The 17,351-nt window shown below is 64.3% G+C and carries 17 protein-coding genes and 2 pseudogenes; 10 read left to right on the forward strand and 9 right to left on the reverse strand.

Annotated features, from left to right (window positions below; genetic code table 11):
• From IVB41_RS24950 to IVB41_RS24965, 4 genes and pseudogenes are all read left to right on the forward strand, one after another.
• Window positions 1–123: pseudogene (locus IVB41_RS24950) on the forward strand (chemotaxis protein CheW); the annotation flags it as partial.
• A 72-nt stretch (window positions 124–195) separates the two neighbouring features.
• A complete protein-coding gene (locus IVB41_RS24955; protein WP_007600538.1) occupies window positions 196–561 on the forward strand; it encodes a PleD family two-component system response regulator in 366 nt (121 codons plus the stop codon).
• Window positions 562–635: 74 nt separating this feature from the next.
• Entirely contained in the window at window positions 636–1,838 is a 1,203-nt protein-coding gene (locus IVB41_RS24960) for a chemotaxis response regulator protein-glutamate methylesterase (RefSeq protein WP_247398860.1), read from the forward strand.
• A complete protein-coding gene (locus IVB41_RS24965; RefSeq protein ID WP_247398857.1) occupies window positions 1,835–2,707 on the forward strand; it encodes a protein-glutamate O-methyltransferase CheR in 873 nt (290 codons plus the stop codon). Before IVB41_RS24960 ends, IVB41_RS24965 begins: the two co-directional genes overlap by 4 nt.
• 41 nt (window positions 2,708–2,748) lie before the next feature.
• On the opposite strand, the gene IVB41_RS24970 is transcribed toward IVB41_RS24965, so the two are convergent.
• From IVB41_RS24970 to ctrA, 4 genes are all read right to left on the reverse strand, one after another.
• Window positions 2,749–3,909 carry a glutathionylspermidine synthase family protein gene (locus tag IVB41_RS24970; RefSeq protein ID WP_247435915.1) on the reverse strand — a complete coding sequence of 387 codons (1,161 nt, stop codon included), beginning with the start codon at window positions 3,907–3,909 and terminating at the stop codon, window positions 2,749–2,751.
• A 3-nt stretch (window positions 3,910–3,912) separates the two neighbouring features.
• The gene (locus tag IVB41_RS24975) at window positions 3,913–4,335 is read right to left on the reverse strand and encodes a hypothetical protein (RefSeq protein WP_247435919.1); all 423 of its coding nucleotides are present in this window, start codon (window positions 4,333–4,335) and stop codon (window positions 3,913–3,915) included.
• 1 nt (window position 4,336) lies between these two features.
• On the reverse strand, window positions 4,337–4,741 hold the full coding sequence (locus IVB41_RS24980) for a DUF350 domain-containing protein (protein ID WP_027568203.1): 405 nt from the start codon (window positions 4,739–4,741) through the stop codon (window positions 4,337–4,339).
• A gap of 169 nt (window positions 4,742–4,910) precedes the next feature.
• Window positions 4,911–5,612 (reverse strand): response regulator transcription factor CtrA, encoded by a 702-nt coding sequence (ctrA, locus tag IVB41_RS24985; RefSeq protein WP_007600544.1) that lies wholly within the window; start codon window positions 5,610–5,612, stop codon window positions 4,911–4,913.
• A 415-nt stretch (window positions 5,613–6,027) separates the two neighbouring features.
• On the opposite strand from ctrA, the gene fliI reads away from it, so the two are divergent.
• From fliI to IVB41_RS25015, 6 genes and pseudogenes are all read left to right on the forward strand, one after another.
• Entirely contained in the window at window positions 6,028–7,353 is a 1,326-nt protein-coding gene (fliI, locus tag IVB41_RS24990; RefSeq protein ID WP_247435922.1) for a flagellar protein export ATPase FliI, read from the forward strand.
• Between the two features lie 133 nt (window positions 7,354–7,486).
• Window positions 7,487–7,906: a flagellar export protein FliJ gene (gene fliJ / locus IVB41_RS24995; RefSeq protein WP_007600546.1), complete on the forward strand. Its 420-nt coding sequence runs from the start codon at window positions 7,487–7,489 to the stop codon at window positions 7,904–7,906.
• A gap of 179 nt (window positions 7,907–8,085) precedes the next feature.
• A complete protein-coding gene (locus tag IVB41_RS25000) occupies window positions 8,086–8,631 on the forward strand; it encodes a sigma-70 family RNA polymerase sigma factor (protein WP_027568201.1) in 546 nt (181 codons plus the stop codon).
• 51 nt (window positions 8,632–8,682) lie between these two features.
• Window positions 8,683–9,735 (forward strand): anti-sigma factor domain-containing protein, encoded by a 1,053-nt coding sequence (locus tag IVB41_RS25005; protein ID WP_247435927.1) that lies wholly within the window; start codon window positions 8,683–8,685, stop codon window positions 9,733–9,735.
• Window positions 9,736–10,084: 349 nt separating this feature from the next.
• Window positions 10,085–11,044 carry an AraC family transcriptional regulator gene (locus IVB41_RS25010; RefSeq protein WP_247435930.1) on the forward strand — a complete coding sequence of 320 codons (960 nt, stop codon included), beginning with the start codon at window positions 10,085–10,087 and terminating at the stop codon, window positions 11,042–11,044.
• Between the two features lie 142 nt (window positions 11,045–11,186).
• A pseudogene (locus IVB41_RS25015) lies at window positions 11,187–12,407 on the forward strand (NAD(P)/FAD-dependent oxidoreductase).
• A gap of 298 nt (window positions 12,408–12,705) precedes the next feature.
• Here the strand turns inward: IVB41_RS25015 and IVB41_RS25020 are convergent.
• The 5 genes from IVB41_RS25020 to IVB41_RS25040 all read right to left on the reverse strand — a co-directional run bounded on the left by IVB41_RS25020 (window position 12,706) and on the right by IVB41_RS25040 (window position 17,336).
• Window positions 12,706–12,906 carry a hypothetical protein gene (locus IVB41_RS25020; protein WP_247357243.1) on the reverse strand — a complete coding sequence of 67 codons (201 nt, stop codon included), beginning with the start codon at window positions 12,904–12,906 and terminating at the stop codon, window positions 12,706–12,708.
• A gap of 294 nt (window positions 12,907–13,200) precedes the next feature.
• Window positions 13,201–15,342: a flagellar biosynthesis protein FlhA gene (gene flhA, locus IVB41_RS25025; protein ID WP_027568198.1), complete on the reverse strand. Its 2,142-nt coding sequence runs from the start codon at window positions 15,340–15,342 to the stop codon at window positions 13,201–13,203.
• Between the two features lie 308 nt (window positions 15,343–15,650).
• Window positions 15,651–16,403: a hypothetical protein gene (locus IVB41_RS25030; RefSeq protein ID WP_247435933.1), complete on the reverse strand. Its 753-nt coding sequence runs from the start codon at window positions 16,401–16,403 to the stop codon at window positions 15,651–15,653.
• A 158-nt stretch (window positions 16,404–16,561) separates the two neighbouring features.
• The gene (locus IVB41_RS25035) at window positions 16,562–16,864 is read right to left on the reverse strand and encodes a copper-binding protein (RefSeq protein WP_247282573.1); all 303 of its coding nucleotides are present in this window, start codon (window positions 16,862–16,864) and stop codon (window positions 16,562–16,564) included.
• 16 nt (window positions 16,865–16,880) lie between these two features.
• Window positions 16,881–17,336 (reverse strand): cupredoxin domain-containing protein, encoded by a 456-nt coding sequence (locus IVB41_RS25040; RefSeq protein WP_027568196.1) that lies wholly within the window; start codon window positions 17,334–17,336, stop codon window positions 16,881–16,883.
• Window positions 17,337–17,351: the final 15 nt, after the last annotated feature.

Raw genomic sequence — 17,351 nt, forward strand, 5'->3', positions numbered from 1 at the left:
GTCAATCTCGACCCCCGCATGGCCAAGCTCGCCGGCGGTGTCCACCGTCTCGACGGCCAGCTCATGGTCGTCCTCGACGTCGATCGCGTCCTCGAGCTCGCGCCCGAGATGATGGCGGCCTGATACGCCGGCACATCCGCCGACGTATCTGCAATTGGAAGTGCCCCCGCAAAAGGGGGAGAAGCAGAGGTTCACATGCGAACTTGTCTCGTCGTTGATGATTCCAGCGTCATCCGCAAGGTTGCGCGCCGGATCCTGGAAGGCCTCGACTTCCAGATCCTCGAAGCCGAGGACGGTGAGAAGGCGCTGGAGGCCTGCAAGCGCGGCTTGCCCGATGCGGTCCTGCTCGACTGGAACATGCCGGTGATGGACGGCTACGAGTTCCTCGGCCATCTCCGGCGCATGCCTGGTGGCGACCAGCCCAAGGTCGTGTTCTGCACCACCGAGAACGACGTCGCGCATATCGCGCGCGCGCTGCACGCGGGCGCCAACGAGTACATCATGAAGCCTTTCGACAAGGACATCGTGACGGCGAAATTCCAGGAAGTCGGCCTTATCTGAGCGATCGCCCGGAGGCTGAACGGCTCCTTCGGCGTTTGTTTTCAACTGACCGTTTCAGTCTGAGTTGGTGAGTAATGAGTGTTGCGTTCGCAGGTAATTCGACCCCGGGCTCGTCGCGGGAAGCCGGACCGTTGCGGGTGATGGTCGTCGATGACTCCGTCGTCATCCGTGGTCTGATCTCGCGCTGGATCGGTGCCGAGCATGACATGGAGGTCGCGGCGTCGCTGCGTACCGGGCTCGAGGCGGTCAACCAGATCGAACGCATCAACCCCGACGTTGCCGTGCTCGATATCGAAATGCCCGAGCTCGACGGCATCTCCGCGCTGCCGCAACTGCTGGCGAAGAAGCGCGATCTCGTCATCATCATGGCCTCGACGCTGACCCGCCGCAACGCGGAGATCAGTTTCAAGGCGCTGTCGCTCGGCGCGGCCGACTATATCCCGAAGCCGGAATCGACGCGCGAGGCGTCGGCTGCGGACATCTTCCATCACGACCTGATCCAGAAAATCCGCCACCTCGGTGCACGGCTGCGCCGCAAGCCCGCGGTTGCGAGCCCGCCGCTCGCGCCCGCAAGCCCGGCTCCGGCTGCACGTGGACCGCTTGTCGCGCGGCCTGCCGCGTCCGCGGCGGCTCCGGCCCTGCATGCGCCGTCGTCGTCCTCGCCGCTGTCCACGCGTCCGTTCTCGACCCAGGCACCGAAGGTGCTGCTGATCGGCTCATCGACCGGCGGTCCTCAGGCGCTGATGGCGCTCGTCGCCGAGCTCGGTCCCGTGATCGACCGCGTCCCGGTGCTGATCACCCAGCACATGCCGCCCACCTTCACCACCATTCTCGCGGAGCATCTGGCACGCACGAGCCGCAAGCCGGCAGCCGAAGCCGTCGACGGCGAGCCGGTGAAGCCGGGTCGCATCTATCTTGCGCCGGGCGGCAAGCACATGCGCGTCGTGCGTAGTGGCGCCGACGTGGCGATCGCGCTCGACGACGGTCCCGCAGTCAATTTCTGCAAGCCCGCGGTCGATCCGCTGTTCACCTCCGCCATCGATATCTGGCACGGCGCCATCCTCTCCGTGATCCTGACGGGCATGGGCTCGGACGGCATGCGCGGCGGCAAGGACATCGTCGCCGCCGGCGGTAGCGTGATCGCGCAGGACGAAGCTTCCAGCGTGGTCTGGGGCATGCCGGGCGCGGCGGCCAATGCCGGCATCTGCGCGGCGATCCTGCCGCTCAACCAGATCGGCAGCCGGGTCAATCGCCTGTTCGCGGGTGACCGCTCGTGACGCCGGTTGACTACGACTATCTGCGCAAATTCCTGAAAGAGCGCTCCGGCCTCGATCTCTCGCCGGACAAGCAGTATCTGGTCGAGAGCCGGCTTCTGCCGCTGGCCCGCAAGGCGAGCCTCGCCGGAATCCCCGATCTCGTGCTGAAGATCAGGAATGGCGACGGGCGGCTTGCGAGCGACGTGGTCGAGGCGATGACCACCAACGAGACCTTCTTCTACCGGGACAAGATCCCGTTCGATCATTTGCGCGAAACGATCCTGCCGGGGCTGCTTCGGGCGCGCGCGGCGCGCAAGTCGCTGCGCATCTGGTCGGCGGCCTCGTCGACGGGACAAGAGCCCTATTCGATCGCGATGTGCGTGAAGGAGATGGGCGCAGCCTTCGCCGGCTGGCGCATCGAGATCGTCGCCACCGATCTGTCGCAGGAGGTGCTGGAGAAATCCAAGGCCGGCGTCTACAGCCAGTTCGAGGTGCAGCGCGGCCTGCCGATCCAGCATCTGATGAAATACTTCACGCAAGCGGGGGAGGTCTGGCAGCTCAATGCCGACATCCGCGCGATGGTGCAGTTTCGTCAGCTCAATCTGTTGCAGGACTTCTCCCATCTCGGCACGTTCGACGTGATCTTCTGCCGCAATGTGCTGATCTATTTCGACCAGGACACCAAGGCCGTGATCTTCGAGCGCATGGCGAAGGTTTTGGAAGCCGACGGTACGCTGCTGTTGGGCGCCGCCGAATCCGTCGTCGGCATCACCGACGCGTTCCGCCCGATCGCCGAGCGTCGTGGTCTCTATCAGCTCAACCCGACGCGCTCCGGCCGCCCGATGGGCGGATTGATGCCGCCGTCGTTGAAGGTCGCCGCGGCGCGGTGAGATGCGTTCTTCCCCAGGGGAGAAGGGAAGAAGAGCGCACCTCACAGAATCGCATGGGGCAGAAACCGCGAGCCGTTGCCGGTGATCGGGCTCTCGTCCTCGCGGATCGACAGGCCGCAGGGTTCGTGATCGACCAGCCAGCTTCCCACCACCGGATAGAAGTCTGAGAAGTTCGGCAGCGGCGCGAGCGCTTGCCGCACGAATCCTTCGGCGCCGTAGGGGCCTGCCTGCTCGTCGAGCGGCATTCCGCCTGATACCAGCGTGACGTTGGCGCCTTCGCGCGACAGCAGTGGCTTGCGCACATAGGAGCTGCCGAGCTCGGCTGCCCGCGGATCGTCCTCGAAGAACGCCGGCAGCAGATTGGGATGGTTCGGAAACATCTCCCAGAGCAGCGGCAGGATTCCCTTGTTGGAGAGCACCGCCTTCCACGGCGGTTCGATCCAGCGTGTCGATGCGTCCTTGAGCTTTGCGCCGAAGCTGTCGTGGAACATCCATTCCCAGGGATAGAGCTTGAAGGCGAGCCCGATATCGCGGTCGTCGAGATCGACGAAGCCGCCGGCGTCATTGCGCCAGCCGATCGCCTCGATGTCGAGCAGCGTGGTCGCCAGTCCGGCTTGGCGCGCTGTGTCTTCGAGATAAGCGAGCGTGCCGGCGTCCTCCTCATTGCCCGTGGTGCCGGTGAGATGGACATGGCGGCTAGCTGCAATCTGCTTCCAGGCTTCGATCAGCCGTTCGTGGATGGAGTTGAACTGGTCGGCGCGCGACGGAATGATGCGCCGTTCAATCGCTTGTTCGAGCCAGGTCCATTGAAACACAGCGGCTTCGAAAATCGAGGTCGGCGTGTCGGCGTTGTATTCGAGCAGCTTTGCCGGTCCCTTGCCGTCGAATTTCAGATCGAGCCGGCCATAGAGGCTGCGGTCGTCTCGTGCCCAGCTCTCGGCAATCAGGCTCCAGAACGCGTCCGGTATCTTCAAGCGCTGCAGATGGCGCTCGTCGCCGATGACCCGGCCGGCGAGCTCCAGGCACATCGCGTCGATCTCGCCGGTCGGCGTCTCGATGCCGCGCTCGATCTCGTCGAGCGTGAAGGCGTAGTAGGCGCGCTCGTCCCAATAGCGCTCGCCGTCGATGGTGTGGAAGGCGAAGCCGCATTGTTCGGCGGTCTGTCGCCAGTCGTCGCGCTCGGGGCAGACGATGCGTTGCATGGGTCAGCCGCCGCCAGAGAAGCCATGGCCAAACGAGCCGAAGCCACCGCGGCTCACGCCGCCGGAGCCTGAATCGGATGACGTTCCGGACGAGGAATGGCTCGAGGAGTCGCTGCTGAAGAAACTCGATCGCGACGACCAGCGCGAGCTGCCGCCGCCGCCCGACGAGCTGCTTCTGCTGCTGCAGGCGGTGCTCGCCTGCACCGGCGCGGCTCCGGGGACCGTGGCGCCGGGGACTATCGCACCGGTTGCGGAGGGCTCGCAATTGTGCCGCGGCATCAGCGTGTAGGCGGTGGTGCCGACCGCAATCGTGCCCATCACCAGCAGCGCGACATGGCGGGAGCGCTTCACCGGCTGTTGTGCAGGCGGCGGTCCGGCCGCCGGCCGGCGCTTGCCGAACTCCTTTTTGGAGGGCTTGTCGGCCATGTCAGTAGATCATGCAGGCGGCGTTGAGCAGGCCCGCGGCGAGCGAGGACAGGCCGAGCCAGATCGCGGGTGCAAGCTCGCCGGCCGCGATCCGCGCCGGCAGATTCGGCACCGGCACCCTCACCAGAAAGAGCACGATGATCTGCACGATCAGCGCGATGACCGCCCAGATCAGGCAATCCAGCACATTGGCCGAATGCGCGATGGCGCTGACCAGCGGCGCCACGAAGCCGAGCAGGCTGAGGCCGAGTGCGATCGCCGCGGCCGGCTCGTTGTCCCGGATCAGCTGGAATTCGTTGTAGGGCGTGATGCGGGTGTAGACGAACAGATACGTCACGATCGCGATCAGCCCGGTGCAGAAATAGACCAGGAAGGCGGGCAGGCCGGCGAGTGATTGCAGGATCATCGTTCCCCCATCGTGCAGCGACCATTCGTCGGCGGGGGAAGGATAGCGGTTCAACGGCGGCAGGACGATGAGGCCGCGTTCGTGTCCCCAAAAAACAAAACCCCGCCATTCGCGGCGGGGTCCAGGCTGGGAGGAGCAAGCCCCGAAGGGCTCGCGGGTAAACCCAGGATCAGGCGGGAATGCGCTCTTCGACCTCGTGCGGCTCGCGCAGCACGTAGCCACGGCCCCAAACGGTCTCGATGAAGTTGCGGCCTTCCGAGGCATTCGCGAGCTTCTTGCGGAGCTTGCAGATGAAGACGTCGATGATCTTCAGCTCGGGCTCGTCCATGCCGCCATAGAGGTGGTTAAGGAACATTTCCTTGGTGAGGGTCGTGCCCTTGCGGAGCGAGAGCAGCTCCAGCATCTGGTATTCCTTGCCGGTCAGATGCACGCGCTGGCCGCCGACTTCCACCGTCTTGGTGTCGAGGTTGACGACGAGGTCACCGGTCTGGATGACCGACTGGGCATGACCCTTGGAGCGGCGCACGATCGCGTGGATGCGGGCAACCAGCTCGTCCTTGTGGAAGGGCTTGGTCATGTAGTCGTCGGCGCCGACGCCGAGACCCTTGACCTTGTCCTCGATGCCGGCGAGGCCGGAGAGGATCAGAATGGGTGTCTTGATCTTGGAGACCCGGAGCTGCTTGAGCACGTCGTAGCCGGACATGTCGGGCAGGTTGAGGTCGAGAAGGATAATGTCGTAATCGTATAATTTACCGAGATCGACGCCTTCTTCCCCCAAATCGGTCGTGTAGACGTTGAAGCTCTCAGACTTCAACATCAGCTCGATCGACTGCGCGACGGCGCTGTCATCTTCAATCAGCAAAACGCGCATGCCAGTTCCCCATAGTCGCCGCTCCTGGGCGTCAGGTCGGCCGCATTCGCGGCACACAACAAAACGCCTTTGAACAACTGATTCGGATCCTGACAACAGATGGTTAACAAATTCTGATTCTGGAACGCAAGCCCTGTAGATGCAATTTTCGTCGAATCGCCCTAAGGTCTTGTGTGCGAAGCAGCTTTCGTTATCCGGTTGCGTTCAAGTTCCACTTTAAGAGACGGGCCTAACCGACTCCCGCGACTCAGCCTTCTTCTGAAGGGGAGCCACGCTCAGTCACAAAGACAGTGACGCAATGATTAACGATGCGGGTAAACACGAAGTTAAGCGCCGTTCAGAAATATGGCGAAACTTAAGGTTTTCGCCACGAAGCCCCGGATTATGAAGGCGATCACCTCATGAAGGCCCTCTAATGAAGGCTCTTGCCGAACAGATCGGCGATATTGACGGCATCAATATTTATGGCCGTGTCGTCGGCGTGCGCGGCCTGATGGTCGAGGTGGCCGGACCGATCCACGCGATGTCGGTCGGCGCGCGGCTCGTGATCGAGACCGGCGGCAACCGTTCCATCCCCTGCGAGGTGATCGGCTTCTCCGGCAACAACGCCGTCGTGATGCCGTTCGCCGGCCTCGACGGCGTGCGGCGCGGCTGCAAGGCCGTCATCGCCAATGCCGCAAATCAGGTGCGGCCTTGCGCGGCCTGGCTTGGCCGCGTCGTCAATGCGCTGGGTGAGCCGATCGACGGCAAGGGGCCGCTGCCGCAGGGCCCGGCGCCGATGCCGTACCGCAATTCGCCGCCGCCGGCGCACTCGCGCAAGCGCGTCGGCGCGCCGCTCGATCTCGGCGTGCGCGCGATGAACACCTTCCTGACCTGCTGCCGCGGCCAGCGCATGGGCATCTTCGCAGGCTCCGGCGTCGGCAAGTCGGTGCTGCTGTCGATGCTTGCGCGCAACGTCGATGCCGCCGTCAGCGTCATCGGGCTGATCGGCGAACGCGGCCGCGAGGTGCAGGAATTCTTGCAGGACGACCTCGGCGAGGAGGGCCTCGCGCGTTCCGTGGTCGTGGTCGCGACCTCCGACGAGCCGGCGCTGATGCGCCGCCAGGCCGCGTATCTGACGCTCGCGGTCGCCGAATATTTTCGCGACGAAGAGCAAGACGTCCTTTGCCTGATGGATTCGGTGACGCGCTTTGCCATGGCCCAGCGCGAGATCGGCCTGTCCGCAGGCGAGCCGCCGACCGCCAAGGGTTACACGCCGACCGTGTTCACCGAGCTGCCGAAGCTTCTGGAGCGCGCCGGCCCGGGCTTGGGCGAGGGCGCCATCACCGCGATCTTCACGGTGCTGGTCGATGGCGACGACCATAACGAGCCGATCGCGGATGCCGTCCGCGGCATCCTTGACGGCCACATCGTGATGCAGCGCTCGATCGCCGAGCGCGGCCGCTACCCCGCCATCAACATCCTCAAATCCGTCTCCCGCACCATGCCGAAATCGGCCGACCCGCAGTTCTGGCCGACCATCCAGAAGGCGCGGACGGTGATGGCGACCTATGCCGACATGGAGGAATTGATCCGTCTGGGCGCCTACCGCGCCGGCTCCAGCCCCGAGGTCGACGAGGCGATCCGCCTGCACGAGCCGCTGGAAGCCTTCCTGCGCCAACGCAAGGACGAAAATGCATCGCTGGCGGACGGCTACCGCCAGTTGGCGCAAATCCTCGGCAATTTGGAAACGGAACGCTAACTTTGTCCCGTCATCATCCCATCCCACAGAGTAGCAGAGCCGGTCTTGGTCCCCGTCGGGCCTGTGGGGAGACCGGTGTTGTCCCAATGTGTGTGTTTCTTGCAGCCAAGGGACTTCTGGGGAGTACGAGTCGATGAAGTCACGTGATACCCTCATCCGCCTGAAGAAGTTTCAGGTCGACGAGAAGCGCCGCCGGGTCAGCCAGATCGAGACCATGATCGCCGACTTCCAGCGGATGTCGACCGATCTTGAACGCGAGATCTCGACCGAGCAGGAGCGCGCCGGGATCAACGATCCCTCGCACTTCGCCTATCCGACCTATGCCAAGGCTGCCATCCAGCGTCGCGAGAACCTGACCCGCTCGGCCGACGAGCTAAAGGGCCAGCTCGACGAAGCCAAGGCTGCACTGGCCGAAGCCTTCGAGGAGCTGAAGAAGGTCGAGCTCCTCGACGAGCGCGATCAAGCCCGCGAACGCGCCGAGGAAAACGCCCGCGAGCAGGCCGATCTCGACAGCATCGGCCTGATGCGTGCCCGCATGGGCGCCGTCGCCTGAGACGCTAGCCGCCAGACCTGCGAGAATTTGCAGAACCCGGACCCCATGGGTCCGGGTTTTCGCATGTGCTGTCCACAGTGTGCCGCCGCGCCCCCTTGGTGGTCGGCTTTGTCGCGCGCTATGGTGGCGGAGTGCCAGGGCCTGCGCGGAACGCGACGGGCTGCGCATTGGGGGGCTGAATGCTGACGCCAGCAGAGCTGGTCGGGCTGATTGGGGCGGTGGCGCAGGGCGATCAGGCCGCGTTCGAGCGCCTCTACGTCGCCACGCGCGCGAAACTCTACGGCGTCGTGCTCCGTATCTTGCGCCGACAGGATCTCGCAGAGGAGGTCATTCAGGAGACCTACGTCAAGATCTGGAACAGCGCCGGCCAGTTCAATCCCGCTCTCGCGTCCCCGATCACTTGGATGGCGTCGATCGCGCGCAACCGCGCCATCGACATCGTGCGCAAGAAGACGGAAGTCTCCATCGAGGAAGAGCCGCAGGCGATGGAAGTCGCAAGCGACAGCCCCGATCCGCTGGCGCGGCGGGAGATGACTGAGGAATTGAGACGGCTGCTCGAATGTATCGGCCGGCTCGAGCCGGATCGTCAGAGGCTCGTGCTTCTCGCCTATTACAACGGCTGGAGCCGCGAGCAACTGGCGGAGAAATTCGCGGCGCCCGTCAACACGGTGAAGACGTGGCTTCGGCGCAGCATGTTGGATATTCGCGAATGTCTCGGGTTATGAGATTCGGACTATGAGAGCTCATACGGTGAGGGTGGGTCTGGACCGCAAGTGATGGCCTATACGGAGGACCATATCGCGCTCGCCGCGGAATATGCGCTCGGCACGCTCGACGCCGGCGAGCGCGCGCAGGTCGAGACCATGATGGCGGTGGACAAGGCGTTCGCCGATGTCGTGCAGGCGTGGGCATTCCGCCTCGGCGTCCTCAACCAGATGGTCGGCTCGATCGAGCCGCGTCCGATCGTGTGGGAGAACATCAGGTCCGAGCTCGCGCGGACGGGCTTTGCGCAGGATCCGCCAGCACTGCCGGACGCAGCACCGCCGCCACCCGTGCCGGAGTTTTCCTCGCCCGACACCATGCCTCCGCAGGTGCCGGCGGAGACTATGCAGCAACCGCCGCCGCAGCCTCCCGAAGTGGAGCAGCCCGCCGCGGCGCGACTTGAGTCCGATGCGATACCCGACGTCGTGCCGATCTTCATGCCGCAGGTCCACGCGCCGAACCCGGATGTCGTGCGTGCGCCACCGCCGCCGGTTGCCGACAACAGCAACGTGATCCGGCTCGAGGGCCGCGTGAAGCGCTGGCGCACCATCGCATCCGCCGTCGGCGCGCTCGCGGCCGCGCTGCTCGTGACGCTGTCGCTTCAGATCTTCCTGCCCGACGCGCTGCCGGGCGGCTTGCGACCGCCAGCGCGCATCCAGACGGTCGAGGTGAAGACACCGGCGCCGCTCCCGGTATCGTCGCAATATGTCGCGCTGTTGCAGGGCCAGGGCGGAGGTCCCGCCTTCATCCTCACCATCGACGGTGCGACCAAGAACTTTACGGTGCGCAAGGTCGGCGCGACACCGGAGCCCGGCAAGAGCTTCGAGCTCTGGCTGATCTCCGACAAGCTGCCGCGTCCGCGCTCGCTCGGCGTGATCGGCGCCGGCGATTTCACCGCACGACCGGTGCTCGGTTCGTACGATGCCGACGTCGTCAACGGCGCGACCTACGCCGTCACCGTCGAGCAGGCGGGCGGTTCGCCCAACGGCCAGCCGACCTCGGCGCCGGTGTTTTCCGGCAAGCTGATCGAAACCGTGCCGCCGTCACAGCCGCCCGCCAAGAAGTAGGTTTCCATTGTCGTCCTGGCGAAAGCCGGGACCTTACCCCAAGAGCTTGTTGCAAGAGTGAGCGGTGGCCACACGGGTGGGCAACCACTCAATCTGGCGTAATGGGTCCTGGATCGGCGCTCGCTCTGCTCGCTTGTCCAGGACGACATCGGGGGCATTGGACGCTTCAACATCGTCGTAGCAATGCCTGATCGGTTTCTGTCGCCACGGTCCGTCCCACCGTCGTCTTCCGACAAATCCCGCCAAATCCGCCCCCCGATTTGAACCTCTCCGCGTTTCGCGGCGTCAAATGCCCGGAATTTGCAGTCGGCGCCCCCAATCATGGTGCCGGAGAGGGGCGAGAAATCAGATGGATGCAGCGAAAACGTCGGGCATCTTCATTCACCAATACGCGGGATTGCCACACGGCCCGGCCTTCGAACATTGGCGCGAGCGGACTTTCGGGGCCTGCGGCCTGGATATTGGGCCGAGCCGGGGCGACAGCATCGATTGCCGGCTCCAGGTCAGCGTGGTCGACAATATCGCGCTTGCCATTCCCGAAGGCGCCTCCGCGCAATATTCACGCACCCAAAGCCACCTTGCCGACGGCAGCGACGATCTCGTCCTGATCGCGGCGCATGCGGGTCTCGTCCGCGTCGGGCAGAACGGCCATGCGGTGGAGCTTGCGCCGGCGCAGATGGTGCTCGTCGACATGGGCATCACCGGCACCGTCGGTCACACCGAGGAAGATCGCTTCACCACCATCCGCATGCCGCGCCGCGCGCTGCTCGACATCAATCCGCGCGCCGAGGACAAGCTGTCGCAAGTGCTCTCGGACGGCGCGGTCGCCGAGACGATCTTGCGCTACCACTCGCTTGCCGCCCATCACGCGCCGCATCTCGACGCCGTCGGCCAGCGCCTCACGGCGCAGCACATGGTCGATCTCGTCGGCCTGCTGCTCGGCACCGACGCCGAGCATGCGAGTCTTGCGCGCGGGCGAGGTCATGCGGCGGCCCGTCTCGATCTCATGCGGGCCGACGTGATGGCTGCGCTTGGCCGCAACGATCTCTGCCTGTCTGAAATTGCCACGCGCTCCGGCCTGAGCCCGCGCCAGGCACAGCGCCTGTTCGAGCAGGCCGGAACGACCTTCACCGAGTTCGTGCTGGAGCAGCGCCTGCTGCAGGCGCGCAAGCTGCTCGGCGACCCTCGCGCCAGGACCCGCAAGATCAGCGACATCGCGCATTCGTCAGGCTTCTCCGATCTGTCCTATTTCAACCGCGCTTTCCGCAAGCGCTTTGCCGCGACGCCGTCGGAACTGCGCGAGACCTGAGCCGCGCCGAGAATTTGTGCGGCGCGCCGCTGGCGCCGCAGTTGGTCCGCCCGGCCGGATGAGTTATATCTGTCTGCGCGGTCAGACGGCTTGATCGTTCGTCGCTTCGTCGTCGCTCTCTTGGGAAATGCAGTCAACGGACATGGCGCGTATCGTCGTGCTTGGCGCCGGGTTTGCGGGTCTGTGGGCGGCCATCGGTGCCGCACGCAAGCGCGAGGAGATCGGGGCGGCCGGCGGTGACTTCGAGATTCGTGTCATCGATCGCAATCCGTATCACGACATCCGCGTCCGCAATTACGAGGCCGATCTCAGCGAGGTCGCGCTTCCGCTGCCGCAACTGCTCGATCCGATCGGCGTCAGTCACGGGATCGGCGAGGTCGAAGCCATCGATCCGGCACGGCGCGAGATTTCGCTGGTCACGGGTGGCGGCGACGAGACGCTGGCTTATGACGGGCTGGTGCTGGCGCTCGGCAGCGAAGTGATGCGTCCGGACATTCCCGGCCTTGCCGAGCATGCTTTCGATGTCGACACTTATGCAGCAGCGCTGCACCTCGAGGATCATCTCACCTCGCTCGGACGCAGCGTGCCCGCACCGGGGCGCTCGACGATCGTCGTGGTCGGCGCCGGCTTCACCGGCATCGAGGTCGCGGCCGAGATGCCCGACAGGCTGGCGCGCGCCGGCATCACGGGCAGCCGCCGCATCATCCTGGTCGATCCCAATCCGGCTGTTGGCGCTACCATCGGTGCGCATGCGCGTCCCGTCATCGAGACGGCGCTGGCCTCGCTCGACGTCGAGACACGGCTTGGCGTCCGCGTCGTCTCCGTCGAGGCCGCCGGCCTGCGCCTGAGCTCGGGCGAGTTCATTCCGACGCGGACGGTGATCTGGTGTGCGGGGATGCGCGCGAGCCCTTTGGCCGCGAGCTTCCCGGACGCACGCGATCGCCTTGGACGGCTTCTGGTCGATCCCATGATGCGGGTCGCGGATGTCGGCGGCGTATTCGCGGCCGGCGACGTCGCCTCGAGCGTGGTCGACGGCTTGCATCCGACCGTGATGTCCTGCCAGTTCGCGCGTCCCATGGGCCGCTTCGCCGGCCACAATGTGGTCGCCGATCTCGCGGGCCTGCCGATGCTGCCGCTACGGATCGACTGGTACGTGACCGTGCTCGATCCCGGCTGATGGGGCGCGCTCTATACGGAAGGGTGGGACCGCGAAGTCCGCGCCACTGGCGCCGCCGCGAAGGCGACCAAGCAGACCATCAACCGCAAGCGCATTTATCCGCCACTCAGCGGGAGCAAGGACGAGCTGTTCGCGGCTGCTGCGCCAACCGTGCAGGCGCCGCCGCCGACTTATGGGGCGCGGTAGTATCGTGCTTGTTAGGGGGTGACGGCGGTACGTTTTCCTTCGTCTTGCGAGACGTAGCGAAGCAATCCAGAATGTCTCTGCGGAGGGGTTTTGGATTGCTTCATCGCAAGAGCTCCTCGCAATGACGGAGCTGGACGCGCGTGCGCTCACGATGACGGCATACCCCGGACATGAGAAAGCGCCCGTGGGGGGCGGGCGCTTTCTGTAGTCGACTTGGGGTTGGGGTCGTCTACATATCCACGTGGCGACTTTGGGGGGCTGATAAAGAGCCGCGTGAATTCCTGAAACTCAAATCTCCTTAGCGAACGAGGGACACGTTCGCACTGGTGATGGCGATCGGCTTGCCGGCCTTCATGACGCGAGCGGTCTGGGTCAGGCCTTCATCTGAACTCGTACGCGCGGTGATCCCGAGACCCGCCACCGCGATGCCGGCAACGAGCGCGACAACCACGATCTTGAGGTGGGTCGAGCGATCTGCGCTGTAAATCGAGTGGTTCATGGAAGGCTCCTGCCGCCATCTACCCGAAGTAGTCGCCTGCGTGTTTGGGCAGGTTCAAGCTTCCGGTGCCCAACAACCTAGTATTGGGAGGATTCGTTCCCAAGAGGTGATCACAAGAGCGTGACAGGACGTGAGAAGCCGCGATCAAAAACGACTCTAGATCGTGCAATTTTGCAATTATTTCAAAGCTGTAATGTGTCTGTCAGGCGCCTTCCCGACCGTTGATCGGCAAGGCGCCAAAAGCTTAAAAACCATTTGCATGTGGCCAAAAAACACACGGCTTCTTAAGGCAAATCAGATGCTTCCGACCGTTTTCAGTCTCGCCCTGGGATGGATTTCAGCCTGCGACAGCACGGTCGTCTGGGCCCGGAACCGCTCGACCAGGGAACGCACGAAGGGACGAATTGCCGCAGAGGTGACCAGCACCGGGGCCTCGCCTTCGCGGGCGGCGCGCTCGAAGGCCTCGCGCACGCCGGTCATGAACTCCGACAGCTTCGAGGGCTGCATCGCGAGGCTGCGCTCCTCGCCCTGGCCGATAATGGATTCGGCGAAGGCTTGTTCCCACCGCGCCGACAGCGCGATCAGCGGCAGGTAGCCGCTGTAAGAGGTGTTCTGCGCACAGATCTGCCGTGCCAGGCGGGCGCGGACGTGCTCGACCATGGTGGCCGGATTGCGCGAGAAGGCGAGCGAGTCGGCGATGCCTTCGAGGATGGTCGAGAGGTCGCGGATCGAGATGCGCTCGGCGAGCAGCAGCTGCAGCACACGCTGGATGCCGGAGACGGTGACCTGTCCCGGCACGATGTCCTTGACCAGCTCGCCCTGCTCCTTCGGCAGCTCCTTGAGCAGCTTCTGCACCTCGCCATAGGAGAGCAGGTCCGACATGTTGGCCTTGAGCAGCTCGGTGAGGTGGGTCGAGAGCACGGTCGCGGCGTCGACGACGGTATAGCCCTTGAGCGAGGCCTCCTCCTTGAGGCTGGCATCGACCCAGGTCGCGGGCAGGCCGAAGGTCGGCTCGGTGGTGTGGATGCCGGGCACCTGCACCTGGCTGCCGCCGGGGTCCATGACCATGAACTGGCTCGGCCAGATCTTGCCGGTGCCGGCGTCGACCTCCTTGATCTTGATGATGTAGGTGTTGGCTTCGAGCTGGACGTTGTCGAGGATGCGCACGGCGGGCATCACGAAACCCATCTCGATCGCGAGCGAGCGGCGCAGCGCCTTGATCTGCTCGGTGAGGCGATCGGTGCCGTCGGGACCGTTGACCAGCGGCAGCAGGGCATAGCCGAGCTCGATTTTGAGGTCGTCGATCTTCAACGCCGCGGAGATCGGCTCCTCCGCCGCAGCGGAGCCGGCTGCACCCGGCGTTCCCGGCGCAGGTGCGGTCTTCGCAACTTCCTCAGCCCTGGCAGTTGCCCGGTTGCGGTTGCGGGCGTGCCAGGCGAGCGCACCGGCGCCGGAGCCGAGCGCCAGGAAGGGGAGGGTCGGGATGCCCGGCAGGGCCGCCAGCACCAGCATGACCGCCGCGGACATCGCCAGCGCCTGCGGATATCCGGAGAACTGCTTCATCAGCGCCTTGTCGGCGGCGCCGGACACGCCGGCCTTGGAGACGAGCAGGCCGGCCGCGGTCGAAACGATCAGCGCCGGCACCTGGGTGACGAGGCCGTCACCCACGGTCAGCAGCGTGTAGCTGCGGCCGGCGTCGGCAAAGGACAGGCCCTGCTGCGCCACGCCGATGATCATGCCGCCGACGACGTTGATGAAGACGATCAGGAGGCCGGCGATGGCGTCGCCGCGGACGAATTTGGAGGCACCGTCCATGGCGCCGAAGAAGCCGCTCTCGTCCTCCAAATCCTTGCGCCGCTGCTTGGCGACCGCCTCGTCGATCAGTCCGGCGGAGAGGTCGGCGTCGATCGCCATCTGCTTGCCGGGCATGGCGTCGAGGTGGAAGCGCGCCGCGACTTCGGCGATACGGCCCGAACCCTTGGTGATGACGACGAAGTTGACGATGATCAGGATGGCGAAAACGATGATGCCGATGACGAAATTGCCGCCCATCACGAAGCTGCCGAAGGCCTCGATGACGTGACCGGCGGCATCCGTGCCCTCGTGCCCGTGCGACAGGATCAGCCGGGTCGAGGCCATGTTCAGCGACAGCCGCAGCATGGTCGAGATCAGCAGGACGGTCGGGAAAGCGGAGAATTCCAGCGGCGCCTGGATGAACAGCGACGTCATCAGGATCAGGATCGAGAGCGTGATCGAAATCGCCAGGAACAGGTCCAGCACGATCGCGGGCAGCGGAAGGATCAGTACCACCAGGATGGTGAGGACGCCGAGCGCGAGCGCGATATCGCCGCGCTTGAGGATGTTGCCGATCTCGGCAAGGGTGGGGAAACCGGCGTTTGTGCCGCCTACGCCCTGTCCCGCGGTGACGTCGACCATGGTAGCTGCCCCTCCGCGCGACTGCCGTCCGCGCGCCCCAAACGTCTGCCCGACGGCCGAAGGGCCGCCGTTCCGAAAGTGAGGCACCGCACTGGCGTCCACAGGGCAATCCCCGTTCTACGCGGCTGACGACACTCGACTCCACTGGGCAATTCTTGCCGGGTGTATGGTTAGCAAACGGTTAACAGAGGGTGGGGCATGGGGGCGTCGGGTCCCTAAGACTTCATTCCAGGCGGAAACCGTCTGAGCGGCTGCCGATAGCTGCCCAGTCTCACGCCCTAGGCGGACTGTGACATCACGCGCCAGATCTAGAGCGCGTCCACGACGTCGGCATGGCCCATGGGAGAAGCAGCGGTCGTCCCCTTCCTGATCGACTCCGCGACGTAGCGAAGCTCCCAGTTCTTCACGAACCAGTAGATCGCAAAGGCCCACAGCCCGGACCACTCGACATACAGGATGTAGGAATCGTTCTCCCGATCCGTATGCAGGAAATGCATGATGACCGAGCCTGCCATCGCCAGCAACATGTAGGCGCCAATCAGGAAGTAGGCTCTCCTGAACCATTTGCGAGCCGCACCGTCTTTCTTGAGCTTCGACAGCGTCGAGTCCGAGTACCAAAATATGATGATGCCGATACATATGAATGCCAGCACCGCGCTGATGCCGTGCAGCGTGACGTTGGGAAGGCCGAAAGATGCGAGGGTGAATGGACTCGTCTTGCCGGAGACCCCCATCGGAAAGATCGCAACGCCCAAGACGAATGCGCCGGTCAGGCTGAGCCAGCGGTCTTCATTTTTCGAGAAACCCGTGTAGCGGTAGAGGAACACGCCGACGGCGAAGAGGAGACCGCAGAACCAAAGCCGGACGGGATAGAGATCCGCCACGCCTTGAGCAGGGGTTTGGGCAAAATAGTAATCGCTCAATGAAGGCTGGAGGCGAATTTCCCAAAGAAGCCCGGTCACGATAACGACGACAGGGAAAGCCGCGGTCAGCGCGCCCATTCGGGTTCGCAACTTCCTGTAGTTTTCAACAATAGCCTTGTCGATATGATCCTGTTCCATGATGCGCTCCATGACTCAAATAAGGGTCATCTTGGCATTATTTAAAGTTGTGGAAAAGGGAGAGATATCGCTTGGGGCGTCGCCATTCTAGTCGTGGTGGCGAACCCCGAGATTCCGAAGGGCGATGCAGCGCATCGCCCTTGAAGGACGAGGACCGCCTACTTCGCCTTCTGCATCTTCGTCACCATGTATCCCGAAGTCGCCTCCTCGGCTTCGAAGGTCACCTTGTCGCCGACCTTCACCTGCTTGAGCACGGCCGGGTCCTTGACGCGGTAGACCATGGTCATGGGTTCATCCATGCCGAGGTTCTTCGCGGCCCCGTGCTTGAGCGTGATCTTGCCGGCGCCCTCGTCGATCTTCTTGACCTCGCCGCTGATGGCGGCGCCCTGGGCTGCCAGGGCACCTGTGGCAAGGCCGACGGCCAGCGACAGTGCGGCGGCGATGCGGATGATGCGATTCATGGTGACCTCCCTTGCGTTATTTCACGGTGACGTGGCCGACCATGCCGTAGTCGCGGTGGTCGGGTATCAGGCAGGAAAATTCGAACGTGCCGGCCTTGCTGAACTTCCAGAGGATCTCGGCTGTCTTGCTCGGTGCGAGCCTGACACCGTTGGGATCGTCGTGCTCCATGTGCGGATGCTTCTTCATCTCCACCGCATGCGCGAGATTCTCTTTGGTGGTGGCGAGCAGGAATTCATGGTCCTCCTTGCCGACGTTGCGCAGCACGAAGCGGATCTGCTCGCCGCGTTTGACCTCGATCCTGGCGGGGGCATAGTCCATCTCGTTCAGCAGGATCTCGATCGTGCGCGCGGGCTTCTTGGGATCGCCGGGCTCGCCGGCCGAAAAGGTGCCGTGCCCGTGCTGGTCGTGGGCAAAGGCCGGCGCGGTGGAAAGCGCGGCCAGCGCGAGACCGAGCTTGATCGTCGTCTTCATTGGTGTCTCCAGTTG

The sequence above is a fragment of the Bradyrhizobium sp. 44 genome, assembly GCF_023073095.1.
GTDB lineage: Bacteria > Pseudomonadota > Alphaproteobacteria > Rhizobiales > Xanthobacteraceae > Bradyrhizobium.